This window comes from Clostridiaceae bacterium (genome assembly GCA_012840395.1).
GTDB lineage: Bacteria > Bacillota > Clostridia > Acetivibrionales > DULL01 > DULL01.
Map to the genome: position 1 here is coordinate 60,038 of DULL01000010.1, position 19,614 is coordinate 79,651.

At 36.1% G+C, this 19,614-nt stretch carries 19 protein-coding genes; 14 read left to right on the top strand and 5 right to left on the bottom strand.

Translation table 11 applies throughout. The features are described from left to right. Positions 1-23 precede the first annotated feature (23 nt). Positions 24-2,642: a calcium-translocating P-type ATPase, PMCA-type gene (locus tag GXX20_01225; GenBank protein HHW30286.1), complete on the top strand. Its 2,619-nt coding sequence runs from the start codon at positions 24-26 to the stop codon at positions 2,640-2,642. A 1-nt stretch (position 2,643) separates the two neighbouring features. Here the strand turns inward: GXX20_01225 and GXX20_01230 are convergent, their stop codons facing one another. Genes GXX20_01230 through GXX20_01240 form a run of 3 tightly spaced genes read right to left on the bottom strand, consistent with a single transcriptional unit; the run spans position 2,644 to position 4,104 of the window. Then, complete coding sequence (locus GXX20_01230) at positions 2,644-3,036, bottom strand: GtrA family protein (GenBank protein ID HHW30287.1); 393 nt, start codon at positions 3,034-3,036, stop codon at positions 2,644-2,646. Next, complete coding sequence (locus GXX20_01235) at positions 3,014-3,385, bottom strand: DUF2304 domain-containing protein (protein HHW30288.1); 372 nt, start codon at positions 3,383-3,385, stop codon at positions 3,014-3,016. Before GXX20_01235 ends, GXX20_01230 begins: the two co-directional genes overlap by 23 nt. 20 nt (positions 3,386-3,405) lie before the next feature. Then, entirely contained in the window at positions 3,406-4,104 is a 699-nt protein-coding gene (locus tag GXX20_01240) for a glycosyltransferase family 2 protein (protein ID HHW30289.1), read from the bottom strand. A 336-nt stretch (positions 4,105-4,440) separates the two neighbouring features. On the opposite strand from GXX20_01240, the gene GXX20_01245 reads away from it, so the two are divergent. Continuing rightward, on the top strand, positions 4,441-5,496 hold the full coding sequence (locus GXX20_01245; GenBank protein ID HHW30290.1) for an LCP family protein: 1,056 nt from the start codon (positions 4,441-4,443) through the stop codon (positions 5,494-5,496). Here GXX20_01245 and GXX20_01250 read toward each other — a convergent pair. Further along, positions 5,453-6,418 carry a Na/Pi cotransporter family protein gene (locus tag GXX20_01250; GenBank protein ID HHW30291.1) on the bottom strand — a complete coding sequence of 322 codons (966 nt, stop codon included), beginning with the start codon at positions 6,416-6,418 and terminating at the stop codon, positions 5,453-5,455. The two genes, GXX20_01245 and GXX20_01250, sit on opposite strands and share 44 nt — an antisense overlap. Before the next feature lie 197 nt (positions 6,419-6,615). Between GXX20_01250 and GXX20_01255 the strand changes: the two genes are divergently transcribed. Continuing rightward, a complete protein-coding gene (locus tag GXX20_01255; GenBank protein HHW30292.1) occupies positions 6,616-8,574 on the top strand; it encodes a BMP family ABC transporter substrate-binding protein in 1,959 nt (652 codons plus the stop codon). A gap of 19 nt (positions 8,575-8,593) precedes the next feature. On the opposite strand, the gene GXX20_01260 is transcribed toward GXX20_01255, so the two are convergent. Then, positions 8,594-9,181 carry a metallophosphoesterase gene (locus GXX20_01260; GenBank protein HHW30293.1) on the bottom strand — a complete coding sequence of 196 codons (588 nt, stop codon included), beginning with the start codon at positions 9,179-9,181 and terminating at the stop codon, positions 8,594-8,596. Between the two features lie 180 nt (positions 9,182-9,361). On the opposite strand from GXX20_01260, the gene GXX20_01265 reads away from it, so the two are divergent. The 11 genes from GXX20_01265 (at position 9,362) to minD (ending at position 19,611) form a co-directional block, all read left to right on the top strand. Beyond that, positions 9,362-9,760 carry an Asp23/Gls24 family envelope stress response protein gene (locus tag GXX20_01265; GenBank protein ID HHW30294.1) on the top strand — a complete coding sequence of 133 codons (399 nt, stop codon included), beginning with the start codon at positions 9,362-9,364 and terminating at the stop codon, positions 9,758-9,760. A gap of 32 nt (positions 9,761-9,792) precedes the next feature. After that, on the top strand, positions 9,793-11,121 hold the full coding sequence (locus tag GXX20_01270) for an MFS transporter (GenBank protein ID HHW30295.1): 1,329 nt from the start codon (positions 9,793-9,795) through the stop codon (positions 11,119-11,121). Continuing rightward, a complete protein-coding gene (locus tag GXX20_01275) occupies positions 11,111-11,845 on the top strand; it encodes a DUF1638 domain-containing protein (protein ID HHW30296.1) in 735 nt (244 codons plus the stop codon). Before GXX20_01270 ends, GXX20_01275 begins: the two co-directional genes overlap by 11 nt. 128 nt (positions 11,846-11,973) lie before the next feature. Then, complete coding sequence (locus GXX20_01280; protein HHW30297.1) at positions 11,974-12,546, top strand: septum formation inhibitor Maf; 573 nt, start codon at positions 11,974-11,976, stop codon at positions 12,544-12,546. Continuing rightward, the gene (gene radC, locus GXX20_01285) at positions 12,547-13,254 is read left to right on the top strand and encodes a DNA repair protein RadC (protein HHW30298.1); all 708 of its coding nucleotides are present in this window, start codon (positions 12,547-12,549) and stop codon (positions 13,252-13,254) included. It abuts the gene before it with no gap. Positions 13,255-13,402: 148 nt separating this feature from the next. Then, positions 13,403-14,425, top strand: a complete 1,023-nt coding sequence (locus GXX20_01290; GenBank protein ID HHW30299.1) for a rod shape-determining protein — start codon at positions 13,403-13,405, stop codon at positions 14,423-14,425. 18 nt (positions 14,426-14,443) lie between these two features. Beyond that, complete coding sequence (mreC, locus tag GXX20_01295) at positions 14,444-15,310, top strand: rod shape-determining protein MreC (protein HHW30300.1); 867 nt, start codon at positions 14,444-14,446, stop codon at positions 15,308-15,310. Next, on the top strand, positions 15,300-15,836 hold the full coding sequence (mreD, locus tag GXX20_01300) for a rod shape-determining protein MreD (GenBank protein ID HHW30301.1): 537 nt from the start codon (positions 15,300-15,302) through the stop codon (positions 15,834-15,836). The genes mreC and mreD overlap by 11 nt, the downstream gene beginning before the upstream one ends. A gap of 14 nt (positions 15,837-15,850) precedes the next feature. Continuing rightward, on the top strand, positions 15,851-17,971 hold the full coding sequence (gene mrdA / locus GXX20_01305; GenBank protein HHW30302.1) for a penicillin-binding protein 2: 2,121 nt from the start codon (positions 15,851-15,853) through the stop codon (positions 17,969-17,971). Positions 17,972-18,045: 74 nt separating this feature from the next. Continuing rightward, positions 18,046-18,732 (top strand): septum site-determining protein MinC, encoded by a 687-nt coding sequence (gene minC, locus GXX20_01310; protein ID HHW30303.1) that lies wholly within the window; start codon positions 18,046-18,048, stop codon positions 18,730-18,732. Between the two features lie 78 nt (positions 18,733-18,810). After that, complete coding sequence (minD, locus tag GXX20_01315; protein HHW30304.1) at positions 18,811-19,611, top strand: septum site-determining protein MinD; 801 nt, start codon at positions 18,811-18,813, stop codon at positions 19,609-19,611. Positions 19,612-19,614: the final 3 nt, after the last annotated feature.

The window sequence follows — 19,614 nt, forward strand, 5'->3', positions numbered from 1 at the left end:
CAATTTTAACAGGAGGAACAGTTCTGATAACGCATAGCACGAATTTGGATAATTTAGTAAAAGAGCTTGGCACAGATATAAAAAATGGTTTAAGTAATCAACAAGTTATTGAGAAAAAAGAAAAATACGGGGAAAACAAACTCCGGGAAAGAAAGAAAAAGACTAATTTACAGCGTTTCTTTGAACAGTTTAATGATGTGATGATTATCATATTATTAATTGCTGCTGTTGTATCTTTTGTCATTGCAATTGTAGAAGGAAATCCAAGTGAATTTTTAGAACCTGTCCTTATCTTATTAATTGTAGTGTTAAATGCAATTATGGGAGTGCTCCAGGAAAGCAAGGCTGAAAAAGCATTGGAGGCACTTAAAAATCTGTCGGCTCCTCATGCAAGAGTTATAAGGGAAGGCAAAGAACAAATAATTGATGCTGCAGAACTGGTCCCAGGGGATATAATACGTCTTGAAGCAGGAGATTTTGTACCTGCCGATGCCCGACTTATCCATTCAGTAAATCTGAAATCCGAAGAATCAGCGCTTACCGGGGAATCGGTTCCGTCGGAAAAAGATGCCAGTGCTATAATTGAAGAAAATGTTCCAATAGGAGACAGGACAAACATGGTTTTCTCAGGTTGCAGTATTACATACGGAACGGCAGTTGCTGTTGTAACTGCAACAGGTATGAATACTGAAATGGGCAAGATCGCAAATCTTCTTGAAAGTGAAGAGGATGATCAGACCCCTCTCCAGAAAAAACTAGCAGCCCTTGGGAAATACCTTGGCATGGTGGCACTCGCAGCTTGTGCCATAGTATTTGCTGTTGGCCTGGCAGGAGGTATACCTGTTATTGAAATATTTATGACATCTGTATCTTTAGCTGTCTCTGCCATACCTGAAGGTCTTCCAGCCATTGTTACCATTGTATTGTCAATTGGCGTACAGCGTATGGTAAAGAAAAATGCAATTATACGCCGGCTTCCGGCAGTTGAAACATTAGGAAGCGCTACTGTAATTTGCTCTGATAAAACAGGAACTTTAACACAGAACCGCATGACATTAGTAAAAGCTTATGTGGACGGATCTGAGGGCCCTGAAGATATAAATGAGAATAATACGCCTGGTGTTAAGAAACTTCTTATGTATGGAACTTTATGCTGTGATGGTTCGGTTATTATTGAGAATGGTAAGGAACAGCATATAGGTGATCCTACGGAAACTTCAATAATAATGGCAGCCTATAAAAATGGAATGAAAAAAGATGACCTGATTAAACATTATCCCCGTATAGGAGAAATACCTTTTGATTCCGACCGTAAACTAATGACAACCATTAATAAAATTGATGGGAAAAATATTGTAATAGTAAAAGGAGCCTTCGATGTACTGTCATCTAAATGTATTGGCGGTGATATTAAAACTGCTGAAAAGGTAAATGAAGAAATGAGCAGAAATGCTCTTAGAGTTTTGGCAATTGGTTATAAGGAGATAGAGAATGTACCCGATAATTTAAATCCTGAAGTTATAGAAAATGATCTTATATTTGCCGGCCTTGTAGGTATGATCGACCCACCCCGTCCGGAGGCAAGGGAAGCCGTCAAAGTGTGCCGCAGGGCAGGGATTAAGCCTGTTATGATAACGGGTGACCATGTTATTACTGCATCGGCAATTGCAAAGGATTTGGGTATTCTGCTTAAAGGGGATGAAGCAATAACCGGTGTGGAACTTGATGCCATGACAGATGAAGAACTTGAAAGGCGAATTAGGAATATATCTGTATATGCCCGTGTTTCACCGGAAAACAAAATAAGGATTGTCCGTGCATGGCAGAAAAAGGGTGAGGTTGTTTCCATGACCGGTGACGGGGTCAACGATGCACCTGCTCTTAAAGCTGCTGATATAGGATGTGCCATGGGCATTACCGGGACCGATGTGGCAAAGGGTGCGGCAGACATGACTCTGACCGACGATAATTTCGCAACCATAGTAGATGCGGTAAGAGAAGGACGGGGAATATATGCAAACATAAAGAAAGTAATAGGTTTTTTACTAGGAACTAATATTGGTGAATTATTGACTGTATTTCTGGCTATGGTTCTTTGGAAGAAAACTCCTCTTATTTCAATACAACTGTTATGGGTTAATCTTGTTACTGATAGCATGCCTGCTATTGCACTAGGTATGGAAGATGTGGAAGATGACATTATGGACCAGAAACCCAAGCCAAAAAACGAAGGCATATTTGCTGGTGGCCTTGGGTTCCGTGTTGTACTACAGGGATTTATGTTTGCCATAATCACGCTGATAGGTTTCCGTATTGGAATGAATGCAGCTGGAAATCTTTCAGGGGGTCAAACCATGGCATTTCTAATTCTTTCTTTTTCACAGGTTGTTCAGGCATTTAATATGCGTTCAGAACATTCATTATTTAAAATTGGCTTTTTCAGCAACCGAAATCTAAATAAAGCAGCCCTGATTTCAACTGTACTTATAGCTTTAGTACTGTTTACCCCACTTTCTTTAGCATTTGAGCTTGTAGCTTTACCATATGTCTTATATCTTGTTGGCTTAGGGTTGTCGCTTGTTCCACTGCTTATTATGGAGCTATTCAAGCTTGCTGGAAGAACAAGGCATAAAAATAGATAAATTATCGAAAAATTATTTTTCTATATAAAATAAAATTCCATAATACTATCATTCCCATTACTAATACTTTTGAAATAAGTGGAGATATATTTAATACTTCTGAAAGTATAAACATAATCGCAGTAGCGGCAAAAAGGTTGAATACGAACAGTAAGCCATACCTAAAAAGCTGTACCCGTATATCATTTTTTGATTTAAAAGACCAGAACCTGTTTACCAGGAAATTAAACCAGAATACTATAAAGTAAACTGATATATGGGAGATAATATACCATAAACCAATAACTTTATATAGCACTATGAAAAGAATATATTCCATGGAAAAAGATGCAAGACCGGTTATTAAATATCTGACTAGCTGGTTTATTGGTTCACTTTTCATTAAGTTTTTCATACTCACCATCAGTATTATTAAATTTTTCTTCCAGTAAAGCCAAGTGCTGAGCCAGTCTTGTAATTTTTTCCGATTGTTTTGAAATAACTGTGGTTATATGTAGGTTGTATATTAGTAAGTAAATCAAACCAAAAAGGAATAGGAGGGACGGTGGATTTTTTATATCAAGCCATTTGGCAAGTATTTCAATAAAAACAGGGGATATTGACAAAACCAGCACGATAATACTCATGAAAATCCATAATAAAGAATACCGTTCCTGCAACTTGTTTTTTCTTACCAATTCGACAACTATAATTAGAAACGCAATACTGAAAAAAATTGATAATGAGTAGACATTTATTAACATTCAAGGTACTCCTCCTTACTTTACTTTTCAGCTGATCTTACTGCTCCTATCAGAAGGGACAGGCTGACTTTAATCATGTAATAAACCGACCTTATAGGAGTGATAGATGACTTGCCTGTGTTTCTTACTTTCATTTCAACAGGGATCTCCATTATTTTGTATTTTTTCCTGAAAAGTTTTACCAGGACATCTACTTCAGGATAGTCAATAGGATAGTTTTTTGAAAAATAGCATATGACTTTTCTGTTTACCGCCCTGTATCCTGATGTAGGGTCTTTTATTTTGTTGCCGGTAAGCAGATAAATTAAATTTGAAAAAAATATCATACCCACTCTTCTCAGAACTGATGACTTGTAGGAGGTCTTGCATATATATCTGGAGCCGATGCACATATCTGCAAGGCCATTTGCCACAGGTTCTATAAGTTTTGTTATATATCCCGGGTCATGCTGTCCGTCAGCGTCCACCTGAACAGCAATATCATAATTGTTTCGCAGGGCATATAAGAATCCTGTTTGCATTGCGCCGCCTATACCAAGGTTAAAGGGAAGGTCTATTACTTTAGCACCGGCATGGATGGCAGCATTAAGGGTATTATCTTTTGAACCGTCGTTTATTACAAGCACTGTTGATTGAGGTATGTTTTTTTTCACACTTTTAATAACCTCAGTAATGGATCGCTCTTCATTATATGCCGGCACAATTACCAGTATGTTCAAACACTGTACCTCCTGCATTTCTCATAAATTTATTTTGATGAAAGTATGTATCATATCCAAATTTAGGATATTTCAGGGACATTATATCATATTTTTCCACATTTATTTATATAATATTAGTCTGTGAAATATTATCGTTGTATAAACCGAAAGTTTTCATCAGACACATAAAAAGTTCATAAAAATTCAGAGTGGATTGCCAATGTTCATATACCCGAAATCAATTATGTAAATTATGAAATTTGTTTCCAGGAATCAAAAAACATATAGGACACATACTAAATAATGATTTCAGTATGTATTTTAAATGCAGGTAAAGGACAGCAATGATAAAATATGAAATTTCGGATGCTAATATTTGTTACTTGTATTATTATATCAGCGTTATTATTTGCAGATGGGCTTAGCATACTAAGCACTATTGGAAATAACAAGGCTAATCTTCTTTCAGATAATGGAAACTATAGCTTAATCCGGCATCAGGAAAATAAACGCTATGGAGATCCTGGCCTTAATTTGCCCAATCAAGGAGAATCAGGTAATCAAAAAGAGACAGAGACCGAAAAGGTATCGGATGAAGATAGTTTAGAGTCTGAGAATGAAGAATTTGCCAGATACTCAGAAAGTAAAATTGTTAATTTGCTAATTTTAGGTTTAGATGAAGAAGAAACCAGAACAGATGTAATACTATTCCTGAACTATAATATGAATGAGGGAAAATTAAATATTTTGTCCATTCCCAGAGATACCAAAGTATATATAAAAGGAAAAGCTGAAAAGATTAATGCTTTATATGCTTTTGGAGGAGTTCCTTTAATTAGCGCGACGATAAGGAAGATTACAGGATTATCTGCAGACTATTATATAAAATTAAACTTTAAGGGTTTTAGAAAGATAATAGATACTTTAGGGGGTGTGGAGTTTGATGTTCCAATTAATATGCACTATGATGACCCGGTCCAGAATCTCCATATTCACTTAAACAAAGGAAGACAATTGTTGAATGGAAAACAGGCTGAGGGTCTGGTCAGGTTCAGAAAGGGAAATAATGGAACTTCAGGATATGAAGATGGGGATATAGGAAGAATAAAAGTACAGCAGGAATTTGTAAAAGCTCTTATAAAACAAAAACTTAAGTTCAAATATATATCCAAAGCTGATGAAATCTTTACAATCTTAAAAGAATATATGAAAACTAATATTGAACTATCCGATGTTAGATATTATCTTAAGGGTATTAAAAACTTTGACTATGAAAAAATAAGCTCCTACACCCTTCCTGGTGATTCTGTGTTCCAAAACAAGTTATGGTACTTTATATATGATAAAGAAAAAACTCAACAACTTATTAATGAGAATTTTTATCTGGAACATGTACAATCCATTCAATAAAATATACAAAATATCTGGTAAAAGGGAAAAACAAAAGTGCACTTAAAATATTAAATATTGTATGGGCATTGGCTACCAGGTGAGTACTGTCCTGACCGATAAAATTGGTAATGTACTCAACTAGCCTGGTGAAAGGTGAAATAAAAATAAGTGCAATGATAGAACCGATTATATTATAAATTGTGTGAGCCCATGCAGTCTGCCTGGCAGGAAGACTGGTGCCTATACTCGCAATTTGTGCGCTTATGCAGGTACCAATATTATCTCCCAGGGTAAGCCCAATAGCTCCTTCGAGTCCTATTATGCCTCCATTGAATAGCACTATGGTTAAACCTACAGTAGCACTGCTACTTTGAACAAGCATAGTAGCAATCATACCGACTATTAAACCTATATACGGATTACATCCATATTTACTGAAAATGTTAAAAATTACAGGATTTTTTTTCAATATAGGCACGCCTGAATGCAGTATGTTTATTCCAAGAAAAAGCAAGCCAAGACCGGTGATAGTTATGCCGATATTTCTTATATTCTTTTTCCTTGATATAGCTCTGATAACCAATCCTGTAATTAATACAGGCAGTGCATACTTTGTTAGATTAATGGACATAAGTTGTGCAGTTATTGTGGTTCCGATATTAGCGCCGTAAATTATTCCCATTGCCTGATAGAGGCTCATTAAGCCTGCATTTACAAGACTTACTGTAATAACGGTGACTGCAGCGCTGCTTTGAACCAAGGCCGTGATTATTGTACCGGCAATGAAGGAAGTAATGATGTTTCCGGTATATTTCTCCAGTATTTTTTTCAATAAGCCGGTATTAGCTCTTTCTAGGCCGCAAGTTATTTGATTCAATCCGAATATCAGGCAAATTGTTCCTGCAAAAAAATTATATAATATAATAAACAGGGTTTTCATCTACACCTCGCAATTAGTTGGATAATTGCATCTACATAAATAATAATTGCGAGGCTTGTCAGAATAGAACCAATTTATATTAAAAGAACGTTAAAATATCTGATTTCCCTTTGTTGCCTGGGAATTTTATCTAGGCTATAATATATACATTATTAATATTTAGAAATGCTGACACTGGGAAAGGTTGGGTGTGATAAATGGGGGAAAACCATCTGAGACATTACCTGAACGCAAAAAGGATGGCTGCAAAAGCATATAATGCCAGCATATCCAGAGGTAAATCAGGTTATCTGCCTTTTTTGGAAGGCCTGCTGAAAAATACTGATATAGTTTCGGAAGTAGATCTTGGAATAGTGGATATACCTCTCAGAAAAGTCATTGGTACCTATACTTATACCAGAAGTGTTTCCTTTGCTCCCAACTTTATGCCTTTAATGAATGATAATACTGAGTTTGCCCAGAAATGGATGAACTTGTGCGCTATTCACGAAAAAGAAGGGCTAAGAGACCCTATAATAGTTTATGAATATCTGAACTGGTTTTATGTTGTTGAAGGGAACAAAAGAGTCAGCATTTTGAAATATTTTGGTGTTCACTCTTTCCCGGCAAAGATAACACGCTTGGTCCCAAAGAGGGATGAAAATAATACTGATATAGTAATCTACTATGAGTTTATGGATTTCTATAAAAAAACAGGTATTAACACTATCTGGTTCTCAAAAAAAGGAAGCTTTGCCAGCCTTCTCAAATATATTGAAGAATTTGACCCGAAAGATAAAATAATTATTTCAGGAAACAAGTACAGGTATTTTACAAATTCGGTCTATCTTCCATTCAGGAAAGCTTATCATGAGGTAGGTGGCGGAAGACTGCCAATTACCACAGGAGATGCTTTTTTAGAATACGTAAAACTATATGGATTGCCTGTTAATATAACAGAGCAGGAACTTAAACAAACACTTAGAAATTTATTGATTGAACTTGAGCATATGGCCGGTTTTGAAGAAATCAACGTGCTTACAACTCCTCCGGAGGAACATGAACCTTCCATTTTTTCTGCCATAGCTACATTGATAAAGCCCAAAAAGGTCTTAAGAATTGCTTTTGCCTATGCAAAAACCATAGAGGATTCCAACTGGACTAATTCTCATGAATGGGGAAGGCGTCATGTAGAAAATATCATGAAAGATTCTATTTCAACTTCATATATCGAAAATGTGCCGGAAGGATTATCGGCTTACAATTCTATAAAAATGCTTGCCGAAGAAGGAAATGACATTATATTCGCAACCAGCCCTACGTTTATAAATGCCACATTGAAAGCTGCCCTTGAATATCCAGATATCAGATTTTTTAATTGTACCCAGACAAAATCATATAAGCATGTCCAAACCTACTTTGGAAGGATATATGAACCTAGATTTCTGACAGGATTGGTTGCCGGTGCGGTCACGCGGAAAGATATAATCGGATATGTGGGGACTCACCCCATCTGTGAGGTAATCAGCGGCATTAATGCTTTTGCTCTCGGAGCAAGAATGGTAAATCCCAGAGTGAAAGTTATAGTAGAATGGACCAATGAATGGGATTCTCCTGAAAAATCCAGGGAGGCCAGCTGCAGACTGGTCAATAAGGGCGCGGACATAATAAGCCATCATAATGCCCTTGGGAAAAAAGAATATGGTGTATTTTCGGCAATCTGCAAAGGAGAAGATGAAAACAGTCTCATAACCAGGAACCTTGCTACACACTTGTGGAACTGGGGTGTGTTTTATGAAAGAATAATTTCTGGAATATTAAATGACACATGGAAAAGTACCGCAGATGCTTTTGGAGCCGGTTCACGGCTTATTAATTACTGGTGGGGCATGGATTCAGGTATTGTGGATGTTTTTTATTCCAAAAGGCATGTACCCAGGGAAACCCAAAAATTACTGCTGATTTTCAAGAAAATGATAGAGAATAATTCTTTTCATCCCTTTACCGGGCCTATTTATGACCAGAATGGCAAGTTGAGAATAAAACATGATGAAATTGCTAGCCACGATGATATTCTTTCAATGAACTGGTTTGTGGATGTTGTGGAAACTACCATGCCAAAGATTGGAAAAAGAAATATTGATCTTGAAACTTACGTTCCGATAGTGGAAGAATAAATATCAAAGTAGTTGAAAACTAAATATCTAATAAGTAATAGCCATAGCTATTGACAATGGTTGTATTATTATACCGGACTATCCTGTTATGGCGGCCATAGTTGAGATGCTGATGCCCGTGAAAAAAATATTTGGGAGAGTACTTTATTATTAAATCTTTGAATACTTTAAACCCTTGATGGCATATGTCGTCTCCGTCATTTATACTAAAAGCAGGAGCATGTGTTACCAGGATGTCAAAACCTTTATTGCGCATAATTTTATACTTCAGTTTTGTAACTCTTTTTTTCATTGCTTTTTCCGTGTACTGAAAAGGGCCACGATTATAGCATTGGGTTCCTCCTAACCCGATGATTCTCAGACCATTAAAAATCACAAATTTTCCGTCAATGCAGGTACATCCTCCAGGAGGATTTGTTAAGTAACTTGAATCGTGATTTCCATGAACATAGAACAAAGGTGCGTTGATCATTGTTACTAGAAAAGAAAGATATTCGGCCTTCAGATCACCGCAGGATATTATAAGATCCACTCCATTAAACCGTTCTTTATCAAAATAATCCCATATATAAGATACTTCCTTATCAGCTACCAATAAAATTCTCATTATTCTCCTTTATTAGACAAAACATATTCTTATTATTTTACAGGTATAAACCTTATTATACTTTATAGTAATTATTTAAACAAGATGACTATTAACTGTTAACAGTTTGCGCTTGAAAAAATGGGGTAATTATAATAAAGTATTACTATGAAAAAAATGATAAAGGGAGGCGATAATCTTATGACCGATATAGTTAAAAATGAAATACATGAGGACAAAATTATTATAGCAGATGAAGTTTTATCAACCATAGCAGGAGTATCTGCAACCAGTGTTAAAGGAGTTACTTCACTTAGTGGAGGATTAGTGGACGGAATTGCAGGTATACTGGGCAGAAAAAACCTTGGGAAGGGCGTAAAGGTTGAAAGCAACGACAAAGAGGTAATTATAGAGATAGCATTGATTGTTGAATACGGATGTAAGATACATGTTGTCGCAAGAGAGGTCCAGAATGTTGTAAGATCAACTATTGAAGATATGACAGGCATGAGAGTAGCGGAAGTTGATGTCAACGTAGTTGGTATAAGCATGGATAAGGATTCAAAAAAGCTGGAGGCAAGCAATACTGAAAATGAATAATAAGGTACATATATTTATTTGATGATATTTGTATGGGAGGGTTATATACGGGTACCTACAGAAGTATTCTTGCTTCCTTAAAAAACAGCTGGGAGAACGACAGAACAAGATTGCTGTTCATAATAGACGGTGTTTTTATAAATGCTGCGGCTGTCCTGACTGCAGGAATCTTTCTTTCAGGTTATATAATCCTGTTGGGAGGTTCAGATTTTCTTGTAGGAGTGGTTAAAAATTCAGCAATATGGGCATCTATAGTAGCATTTTTCTCTTTTTTAATATATGAGCGTTTGGAAAAGAGAAAAAAGCTATTATTGTGCCTGCATGGTATTTCAAGATTTTTACTTGGTTCGGTTGTTTTTTTTCCTTTATTTATAAACAATAATAAAATTAATTTAATATTAGTATCTAGTTGTGTAATAATAGGGAATATAACCTGGGCTATTTATTCAGTGGGCTTCTCTGTGTGGCTTATGAACTCTGTCCCTAAAGAATCCAGGAGTAATTTTGTCTACCAGAGAATGTTCTGGTTAAGAATTTCTTTTACTATTGTTACACTGGTTATGGGAAAGGTACTGGATTTATTTAATAAATCCTATGAAGGTTTTCTGTTTGTTTTTATCTCCAGTCTTATATTTTCTTTAGGTGATTTAATTGCTCTGGCTAATATTAAGGAAGCTCCCAATATTGTGAAAAAAGAAACCAAAATAAACAGTGAGATATTCCTTGAACCACTGAAGTCACATATTTATCGGGGGTTCCTTATTTTTGTTTTTTTATTTTACTGTTTCCTGAATATTTCAGGTTCTTTCAGTACTGTTTATTTTATAAGATACCTTGATCTTGACTACAGCATACTTTCTGCATTTGATGTTTCAGTATATGTTTTTATGATTATATCCATCAGATACTGGAGAAAGATTGAAAGCAAGCATGATGTGAAATTTGTGCTTAAAATATCATCCTATATCCTAATATTTGAGTTTGCTGTATATGCTTTTTTAAGAAAAGAATCAGCAATGTTGATATTCTTAGGTGCCATATTGTCCGGCATAGGAAACGGAGGGTTTAATATTGCAATTTTTACTTACCGGTATGACATAATGCCGGAAGACAACAGAACCTTGTACGAAGCCTGGTTTGGAGCAGTATATGGTATAAGCACTCTTGTGGCACCGGTTATAGGAAACTTTTTTATTAAGACTTTACCTGAAATAAGTATTTTTTCGCTGAAATTTAATAGTTTCCAGATAAATTATTTCATATCTTTTGCAATTAGTTTGTCTATTATATTTTTCTCCTTTAGTGGTCCGGGAAAATTAAGAGTGATGAAAGATATCAGAAGGGGCGCTTATGAAATATAAATTAATTTGCTGTGAAGTATTTATGAGAATAGTTTGTATGGAAATAGCTACAACATCTAATACAATTGATCCTGAATTTACCAAACTTGGCGCTCACGAAAATCCAGACAGTTTAAGGGATATAATTCAGGAGAAAATCGACAGTATACGTGAAGAAGATGGCTATGATGCTGTACTGCTAGGTTATGGTCTATGTGGAAATGCTGCACTGCGCCTGAAAGCAGGTTCTGTACCGCTTGTTATTCCCAGGGCACATGACTGTTGTACTATATTTCTTGGTTCAAAAGACAGATTTCTTGAACATTTTAAAGATAGATTGAGTGCTTCCTGGAGTTCGGCAGGTTATGCGGAACGTTCAACGGAATATCTGAGAGAAACAGATACCGGCAAATTTCTGGGATTAGACAGAAGTTATCAAGAACTGGTAGAACAGTATGGGGAAGATAATGCCCGATATATTTGGGATATCCTTCATCCTGAAAATTACCAAAAAGATGATCTTATATATATAAGAATTCCTGAGTTTGAAAGTCTGGGATATCTGGAAAAACTTAAAGAGAAAGCTTCCCAAGAAGGTAGAAATGTTCAGGTATTAGAAGGGGATACAAGATTAATAAAGAAGCTTATCAATGGCCAGTGGGATGAAGAAGAATTCTTGCTGGTCCCTCCTGGGAGAAGTATTGCTGCCGTATATGATCATAAAGAAATAATCTGTGTTGAATAATAATGTAATTATAACTTTTAATTAAGAGAGTTATAATAACTATAATATTGTCAAAATCAGTTGAAATATACCCAATAATAGTATATAATGGTAAATATTGTATGAGTTTAGCATTTGGGGTGGTTACGATGGAATTTATATTGGCTTCATCTTCTCCTCGAAGAGTCGAACTTTTGAAACAGATTGGCTTAAAATTTAAGATAATTCCTCCTGAGTTAGACGAAAGTATTAATCAGGATTCAGATCCAAAAGAGATTGTTATGGAATTATCCAAGAGGAAAGCTATGAATGTAGCAAGAAGAGTTACCGGAGAATCAATAATAATTAGTGCTGATACCATTGTGGTAAAGGATTCGGTAATGGGAAAGCCTGCAAATGAACAGGAAGCCTTTTCCATGCTTAAAGCATTGCAGAATTCCTGGCATGATGTTATTACCGGCATAACTCTCATAGATACCCGAAATTTTAATTCTATTACTTCATATGAAATAACCAGGGTAAAAATGAAGCCCCTTTCAGATGATACTATAATGTCATACATAAGAACCGGTGAACCATTCGATAAAGCCGGAGGTTACGGCATTCAAAGCCTGGGTGCCCTTCTGGTGGAAAAAATCGATGGCTGCTATTTTAACGTAGTTGGCCTGCCCTTGGCTAAACTTAATACAATGTTAGGAAATATGGGTATAAGGGTGTTGTAAATGGTTGATGTAAAAGGCAGACTAAGAATCAAGGATCTTCCTGCGAGTGAAAGACCTTATGAGAAACTGGAAAAGTTTGGCGCAGAAGTATTATCAAATGCCGAACTTTTGGCAATAATCATAAGAACCGGAAGTAAAAATGAAACATCTGTTGATCTTGCACAAAGAATACTAATGCAAGGTGAAGGGAAAAATGATTTAAAGTTTTTATATAATCTTAGTCCGGAGCAACTAATGAAAATCAAGGGTATTGGCAGAGTAAAAGCTTTGCAGATAAAGGCTTTGATTGAGTTTTCAAAAAGAATATCTTCCACTAATAGTTTTGCTGAAAAAACCGTTATAAAGTCACCTGAAGACGTAAAAATGCTTTTAATGGAAGAGATGAGATATTTAAAAAAAGAGATTTTTAAGGTTATACTCTTAAACACAAAGAACCATGTGATCAGACATGTTAATATTTCTGTAGGCAGTTTAAATGCAACCATAGTACATCCAAGGGAAGTTTTTAATGAAGCAGTGAAAGCTGCCTGCTCAGCAGTTATTCTTGTACACAATCATCCCAGCGGGGATCCTGAGCCAAGTATAGAAGATATTGAAACTACCAACAGACTTGTAAGTGCGGGCAATATTTTAGGAATAAACGTTTTGGATCATATTATTATTGGAAACGGAGAATATGTAAGTTTAAAAGAAAGAGGGAAAATATAATCGGTTAGGGAAAAAATTCCTTTTGATATATTTAATTTTTTAAAAATTATTTATTGAAGTAGCATTTGAAGTGTAGTAAAGTTTATGAATAGAGAGTGTTTTCTACTCTACAAATGATGTTTTCCCTTAATAATAGGAGGATAAAGTAATGAGTTTTTTTTCAAAAGATATTGGAATTGACTTAGGTACTGCAAACACTTTGGTGCATGTTAAAGGAAAAGGTGTGGTTATAAGAGAACCTTCGGTTGTTGCTATACACAAAAACACAGGAAAGATTCTTGCGGTAGGCGATGAAGCCAAGAACATGATTGGAAGAACTCCGGGAGACATTGTTGCAATCAGGCCGATGAAAGACGGGGTTATAGCTGATTTTAATGTTACTCAGGTGATGTTGCGCCATTTTATAACTTCAGCAATAAATAAGGGTTTATTTTCAAAACCTCGGGTTATAATTTGTGTACCTTCAGGTGTTACTGAAGTGGAGAAAAGGGCCGTGGTAGAGGCAGCAATTTCCTCAGGCTCTAAAGAAGCTTACCTTATTGAAGAACCGATGGCTGCTGCCATTGGAGCCGGCCTGCCTGTAGAGGAGCCATCCGGAAGCATGGTGGTGGATATAGGAGGAGGAACAAGCGAGGTAGCTGTAATATCCCTGGGTGGTATTGTTACAAGTAGATCTCTGAGGATTGCCGGTGACGAATTCGATGAATCTATTGTACATTATGTAAAAAAAGAATATAATTTGATGATAGGAGAAAGAACTGCTGAAAACATTAAAATTGCTATCGGGGCTGCATACCCAAGGCCAAAAGATCTGACAAAAGAAGTAAGAGGAAGAGATTTGATAACAGGGTTGCCAAAATATATAACCATTTCTACTTCAGAAATAATTGAAGCATTAAAAGAGCCTATCAATGCAATTGTGGATGCAATTAAATTTACATTGGAGAAAACTCCACCCGAGCTTGCGGCAGATATTATGGATAAAGGAATAATGCTTACCGGTGGAGGGGCTTTGTTAAGCGGTCTTGATAGATTGATCAGGGAAGAGACAGGAATGCCTGTAACCATAGCAGATCAACCTTTAGATTGTGTTGTAATGGGAACAGGAAGAGTCCTTGAAGAAATTGAAACATTAAAGAGGGTGCTGATTTCTCCTAAAAAGCTGAAGTAAAGAAGGGAGTCCCATCCTTTGCCACATTTTTTTAAGAAAAAGATATTCATTCTGACAATAATAACCATTATATTGATAGCTTTAATAATTGTTTCATACAATAATATCCAAAGTATGAACTGGCTTAACAATATTATTAGTGTTCCTCTTACGCCTATACAAAATGCATTTTCTTTTTTGGGGAAGAAAATTGAAGAAGGTATTACCTTTTTTAATGATGTGAAAGAAATCAGAAAAGAGAATGAGGAACTAAAAATATTGGTGGCAGAGCTTCAGCTGGAAAATAGAGAGCTTACAGGATACAGAGAAAAGGTCAATGAATTGAGGGAAGCCTTAAAACTGAAAGACCAATTTAATGATTATGATATTATCGGTGCAAATATTATAGCAAAGGATCCTGGAAACTGGTTTAATATTTTTAAGATTGATGTAGGCAAAAGGGATAATGTCACTGAGGACATGCCGGTAATTACTAGTGGAAAGAGCCTGGTAGGAAGAATAATGAGTGCTGATTTCACTTCCTCTAAAGTTATATCAATAATTGACGAGGACAGTGTAGTAAGTGCAAAGCTTGCCAAGCCGGGAGGAGGACACGTTATTATCAGAGGTGATGTGACTTTAAAGGATAAAGGGTATTGCCGTATGGATTATATACCTTTAGATGCAGATGTTGCGGTAGGTGACATCGTAGAAACTTCAGGCCTTGGAGGGATATACCCAAAAGGGATACTGATCGGAAGCGTCATAGAAGTAAAAAAGTCTGCCAGTGAATTAAGCAGGTATGCCATAGTAAAGCCGGAAGTAGACTTTAAAAAACTTGATGAAGTTTTTGTACTGATAAATAAGAATGTTAACGAGGCTGGTAATACTGATAATGAAAATTAGAATACCAGTTTATGTGGTTTGTATTTTAATTATTGCATCAATTCAGTCTACATTAGTAGACTATATCAAAATAAATAATGTAAAGCCAAACTTACTGCTGATTTTTATTATTTCCATAGCTTTGCTCAGGGGGAATATTGAAGGGGGAATAGTTGGTTTTTTTGCCGGACTTGTACAGGACATTTTATTCGGAAAAGTTTTAGGGTTCTATGCTTTAATTGGGCTTTATTTTGGGGTTGTAATAGGGATGTTGAATAAGCGGCTTTATCGTGACAATTATTTAGTTGTTACGTTTTTTACATTTACTTCCACGATAGTGTATGAATTACTTATTTATTTGTTTAATACTTTACTGCCCCTGGCACTTTCTTCCGGAGATTTTAGCTTTGAACTCCTTAACCCCCTTATGAATGTGACTTTAACTGAGACTTTATATAACAGCTTAATGTCTATTCCGATATATATATTAACTATGAAAATTGATAACAAGATAGAAATTGCTATCAAGAATTCAAGGAAGTTTTAATAGAGAGGGTCATAGTGAAAAAGTTTTTCAAGGACAGATTTGTAATAGTTGCGTTGTTTTTTTTAGCTTTTGGGATTGCTATTGTGTTTCAGTTAGTAAAAATACAGATTATTCATGGAGAAGAGTATGATAAGGCTTCACAGCGTAAAGTCCTTAAGGAGAGGACTATTTTGGCTTCCAGGGGTAATATTATGGATAGAAATGGCATCCCAGTGGCAGTGAACCGTCAGGGATTTACCATTCAAATTGTCAAAGCTGGTCTGAATACCGCCGAATTGAATGATATGGTACTTAGACTTGTTGATATTTTTGAAAAAAATAATGATAATTATAATAAAACCTTGAGGAAATATTTAACATTTAATCCGGTAACTTTTAATTCTCATTCATTAGAAACTATTAAAAACTGGCAGGAAAGAGTATTTGGAATTAAGGGTGAAGATTTTATTTCTTCACCGGAAGAATTTTTTAATTATCTTAGAGAAAAAGTATTTATAATAGATCCCAAGTATTCAGATGATGAAGCATACAAGATTATGACGATAAGATATGAAATTCTGGTAAATAACTGGTTTTATACAATTGGAAATCCTGTATCACTTGCAAAGGATGTAAGTATAAACACTATTGCTGAAGTGGAGGAAAGACACCACGAGTTTAAAGGTATAATAACAGGAACAGAGCCATTGAGAAAGTATCTTAATGCAGCTGATGCAGCACATGTCATAGGGTATGTAGGTTCTATAAATGCTGAACAATTAGAAAAATATAAAGCTGATGGATACGGACCAAATGATATTATTGGACAGACAGGTATAGAAGCTTATGCAGAAAAATATCTCAGAGGTAAAGATGGAATCAAAAGAGTAGAAGTTGATATGTCCGGAAGGCTGACAGAAGAGTTGAGCGGAGAACCAGCTATACCCGGAAAAGATATTGTTCTTACCATAGATATGAATTTGCAGAAAATTGCTATGGAATCTCTTAAAAGAAACATAGAAGAAATAAGAAACAGAGCAAAGAGCTCCTATGATAATAAAAACTTCGGAGATGCAAATGCAGGCGCTGCTGTTGCTATAGACGTGCATACAGGAGAAGTGCTTGTAATGGCAAGTTATCCTGGCTACGACCCTGCAGTTTTTCTTGAGGGTGCCAGCAACAAGAAAGCTCAGGAAGAAATTATAAGGCTTTTTAACGATAATAATAATCCTATGTTAAACAGGGCTATACAGGGTAAATATGCTCCCGGATCTACATTTAAACCCATAACTGCTATCGCAGGACTGGAAGAAGGGGTTATTACTCCGGATACCATAATTTATGATCGAGGAAGAACCACAATTGGAGGTATGGATTTTGTTTGCCTGGAGTACAGGTCGGGATTAGGTGCCCATGGGGCATTAAATGTTAAGAGGGCGCTGGAAACATCCTGTAATATATATTTCCACGAATTGGGCTATAGAGTAGGAATAGACGGAATAGTAAAATGGGCTGACTACTTTGGTCTTGGACGAAAGACAGGAATTGATTTGCTTGATGAAAACAAAGGAACTCTTGCATCCAGGGAATATAAGAAGGACGCCTTTAAGGAGGAATGGTGGAAAGCTGATACTGCACAAGCTGCCATAGGCCAGCTTTATAACGAATTCACTCCCATTCAGTTAGCAAGGTATATAAGCGCTGTAGCCAATGGAGGCAAACTGTATAAGCCCTATGTAATAAAGAAAATCCTGGATCATGAAGGTAATATAGTAAAGGAAACTGTTCCCGAGTACGAGCAGATTCCTATTAGTGAATCAACCATTAAAGCCATCAAAGAAGGTATGATAGCTGTTACTCAATCTATAGATGGTACTGCAAAGGAAGCTTTTAAAGACTTTCCTTTTGAAGTGGCCGGTAAAACTGGTACAGCAGAAACAGGTTATGAGAGTAAGCAGTCTTCAAACGCCCTGTTTGTATGCTATGCTCCTGCAGATGATCCTGAAATAGCCGTAGCCGTCGTTGTTGAAAAAGGTGTATGGGGTTCATATACCGCTCCTATTGCGAGGGATATAATAGAGGCTTATTTTGGATTGAATGACACAAATAAAAATGATGATAGTATAAAACCAGGCAAAGCATTATTTATAAGGTAAGAATATTAATTATTTTAGTATAAGTATTTATTTATAATGTTAAGAAACAAACTTTTATACCGGGGGTAATTCTGATGGGTGAAAGTAATATTACTTTTAAGGCAACTGTTAACGGATTACTGCTGATAATGAAGGAAGAAGATGAATTTACGTCTGTTTTGGAACAACTGGAGAGAAAACTTGACTCAGCAGGTAAATTTTTTAAGGGGGCTTCAATAAATGTTAGATACCGGGGAAAGAAGCTATCACCTGAAGAGGAAAAAATTATCTATAATCTTATGTTAGAAAAAACATGTGCAGAAATAAACAGCTTTGAAGAAGATCCGGAACAAAATACCGACTTGCAGGAAAATACCAATGAAACATTTCAGTTGGGTTCAAGCATAAGGACTATTTATTTTAAAGGAATAGATGAAGGTATTACAAAGTTTCATAGAGGTACTGTGCGTTCAGGTCAGCTGATAGCTTTTGAAGGAAACGTGGTAATAATCGGAGATGTTAATCCAGGTGGTGAAGTGGTGGCTACAGGTAATGTGGTGGTTATGGGCTCTTTGCGTGGAAGTGTACATGCAGGTGCTGACGGCAACAAGGATGCAATCGTTGTATCATTAAACCTTCAGCCATCACTTTTGAGAATTGCCGATGTTATCACGCGGCCACCGGACGAAAGCCATAATATTACTTCGTATGTACCTGAGATCGCTTATATAAAAGATAATCTGATTTATATAGACACTTTTTTACCTGGTATAAAGCCATAGCATATATATTCTGTTTGACAAAGTAAAAAAATAAAGTTATTCTTTTTACAAAGACCTTGGTAAATGGGGGGTATTTTAGTGGGGGAAGTAATCGTAATAACATCAGGAAAAGGCGGAGTTGGAAAGACAACGACAACGGCTAATATCGGCACCGCCCTGTCTTTGCTGAACAAAAAAGTAGTATTGGTGGATACAGATATAGGCCTTAGAAATCTGGATGTTGTAATGGGCTTGGAAAATAGGATAGTATATGATTTGGTTGATGTAATAGAAGGTACTTGCAGAGTTAAACAGGCACTTATTAAAGATAAGCGTTTTGATGGACTTTTCCTCCTTCCTGCAGCACAGACTAGGGATAAGAATGCAATAAACCCTAGGCAAATGATAAGACTTTGTGAAGAGCTAAAGAATGAATTTGATTATATTCTTGTAGATTGTCCTGCAGGTATTGAGCAAGGCTTTAAAAATGCCATAGCAGGTGCACAAAGAGCCATAGTTGTTACTACACCTGAAGTGTCGGCTGTAAGAGATGCAGATAGGATTATAGGACTTCTCGAAGCCCATGAATTAAGAAATCCCAGGCTCCTTGTCAATAGAGTAAGGCCAGATATGGTTAAACGGGGAGATATGATGTCTATTGATGATATAGTAGATATTTTAGCTGTTGATTTGATAGGAGTAGTACCCGATGATGAGAAAATAGTTATATCTACAAACAGAGGAGAACCTGCTGTTACAGACGAGAGATCTTTAGCTGGACAAGCTTTCAGGAATATTGCAAGAAGAATTAATGGTGAGGAAATACCTATAAGTGTATTTGAAAATGGGGATAATTTTTTTGTTAAGCTGAAGAAACTATTCGGCATAAAGACTACATAAAGG

Bases quoted from the DNA above. Each gene is read 5' to 3' on its own strand.
- GXX20_01230 (HHW30287.1), bottom strand. From the start codon at position 3,036: ATGAAAAACTTAATGAAAAGTGAACCAATAAACCAGCTAGTCAGATAT.
- GXX20_01235 (HHW30288.1), bottom strand. From the start codon at position 3,385: ATGTTAATAAATGTCTACTCATTATCAATTTTTTTCAGTATTGCGTTT.
- GXX20_01245 (HHW30290.1), top strand. From the start codon at position 4,441: ATGAAATTTCGGATGCTAATATTTGTTACTTGTATTATTATATCAGCG.
- GXX20_01250 (HHW30291.1), bottom strand. From the start codon at position 6,418: ATGAAAACCCTGTTTATTATATTATATAATTTTTTTGCAGGAACAATT.
- GXX20_01255 (HHW30292.1), top strand. From the start codon at position 6,616: ATGGGGGAAAACCATCTGAGACATTACCTGAACGCAAAAAGGATGGCT.
- GXX20_01260 (HHW30293.1), bottom strand. From the start codon at position 9,181: ATGAGAATTTTATTGGTAGCTGATAAGGAAGTATCTTATATATGGGAT.
- GXX20_01265 (HHW30294.1), top strand. From the start codon at position 9,362: ATGACCGATATAGTTAAAAATGAAATACATGAGGACAAAATTATTATA.
- GXX20_01270 (HHW30295.1), top strand. From the start codon at position 9,793: ATGGGAGGGTTATATACGGGTACCTACAGAAGTATTCTTGCTTCCTTA.
- GXX20_01275 (HHW30296.1), top strand. From the start codon at position 11,111: ATGAAATATAAATTAATTTGCTGTGAAGTATTTATGAGAATAGTTTGT.
- GXX20_01280 (HHW30297.1), top strand. From the start codon at position 11,974: ATGGAATTTATATTGGCTTCATCTTCTCCTCGAAGAGTCGAACTTTTG.
- radC (HHW30298.1), top strand. From the start codon at position 12,547: ATGGTTGATGTAAAAGGCAGACTAAGAATCAAGGATCTTCCTGCGAGT.
- GXX20_01290 (HHW30299.1), top strand. From the start codon at position 13,403: ATGAGTTTTTTTTCAAAAGATATTGGAATTGACTTAGGTACTGCAAAC.
- mreD (HHW30301.1), top strand. From the start codon at position 15,300: ATGAAAATTAGAATACCAGTTTATGTGGTTTGTATTTTAATTATTGCA.
- minC (HHW30303.1), top strand. From the start codon at position 18,046: ATGGGTGAAAGTAATATTACTTTTAAGGCAACTGTTAACGGATTACTG.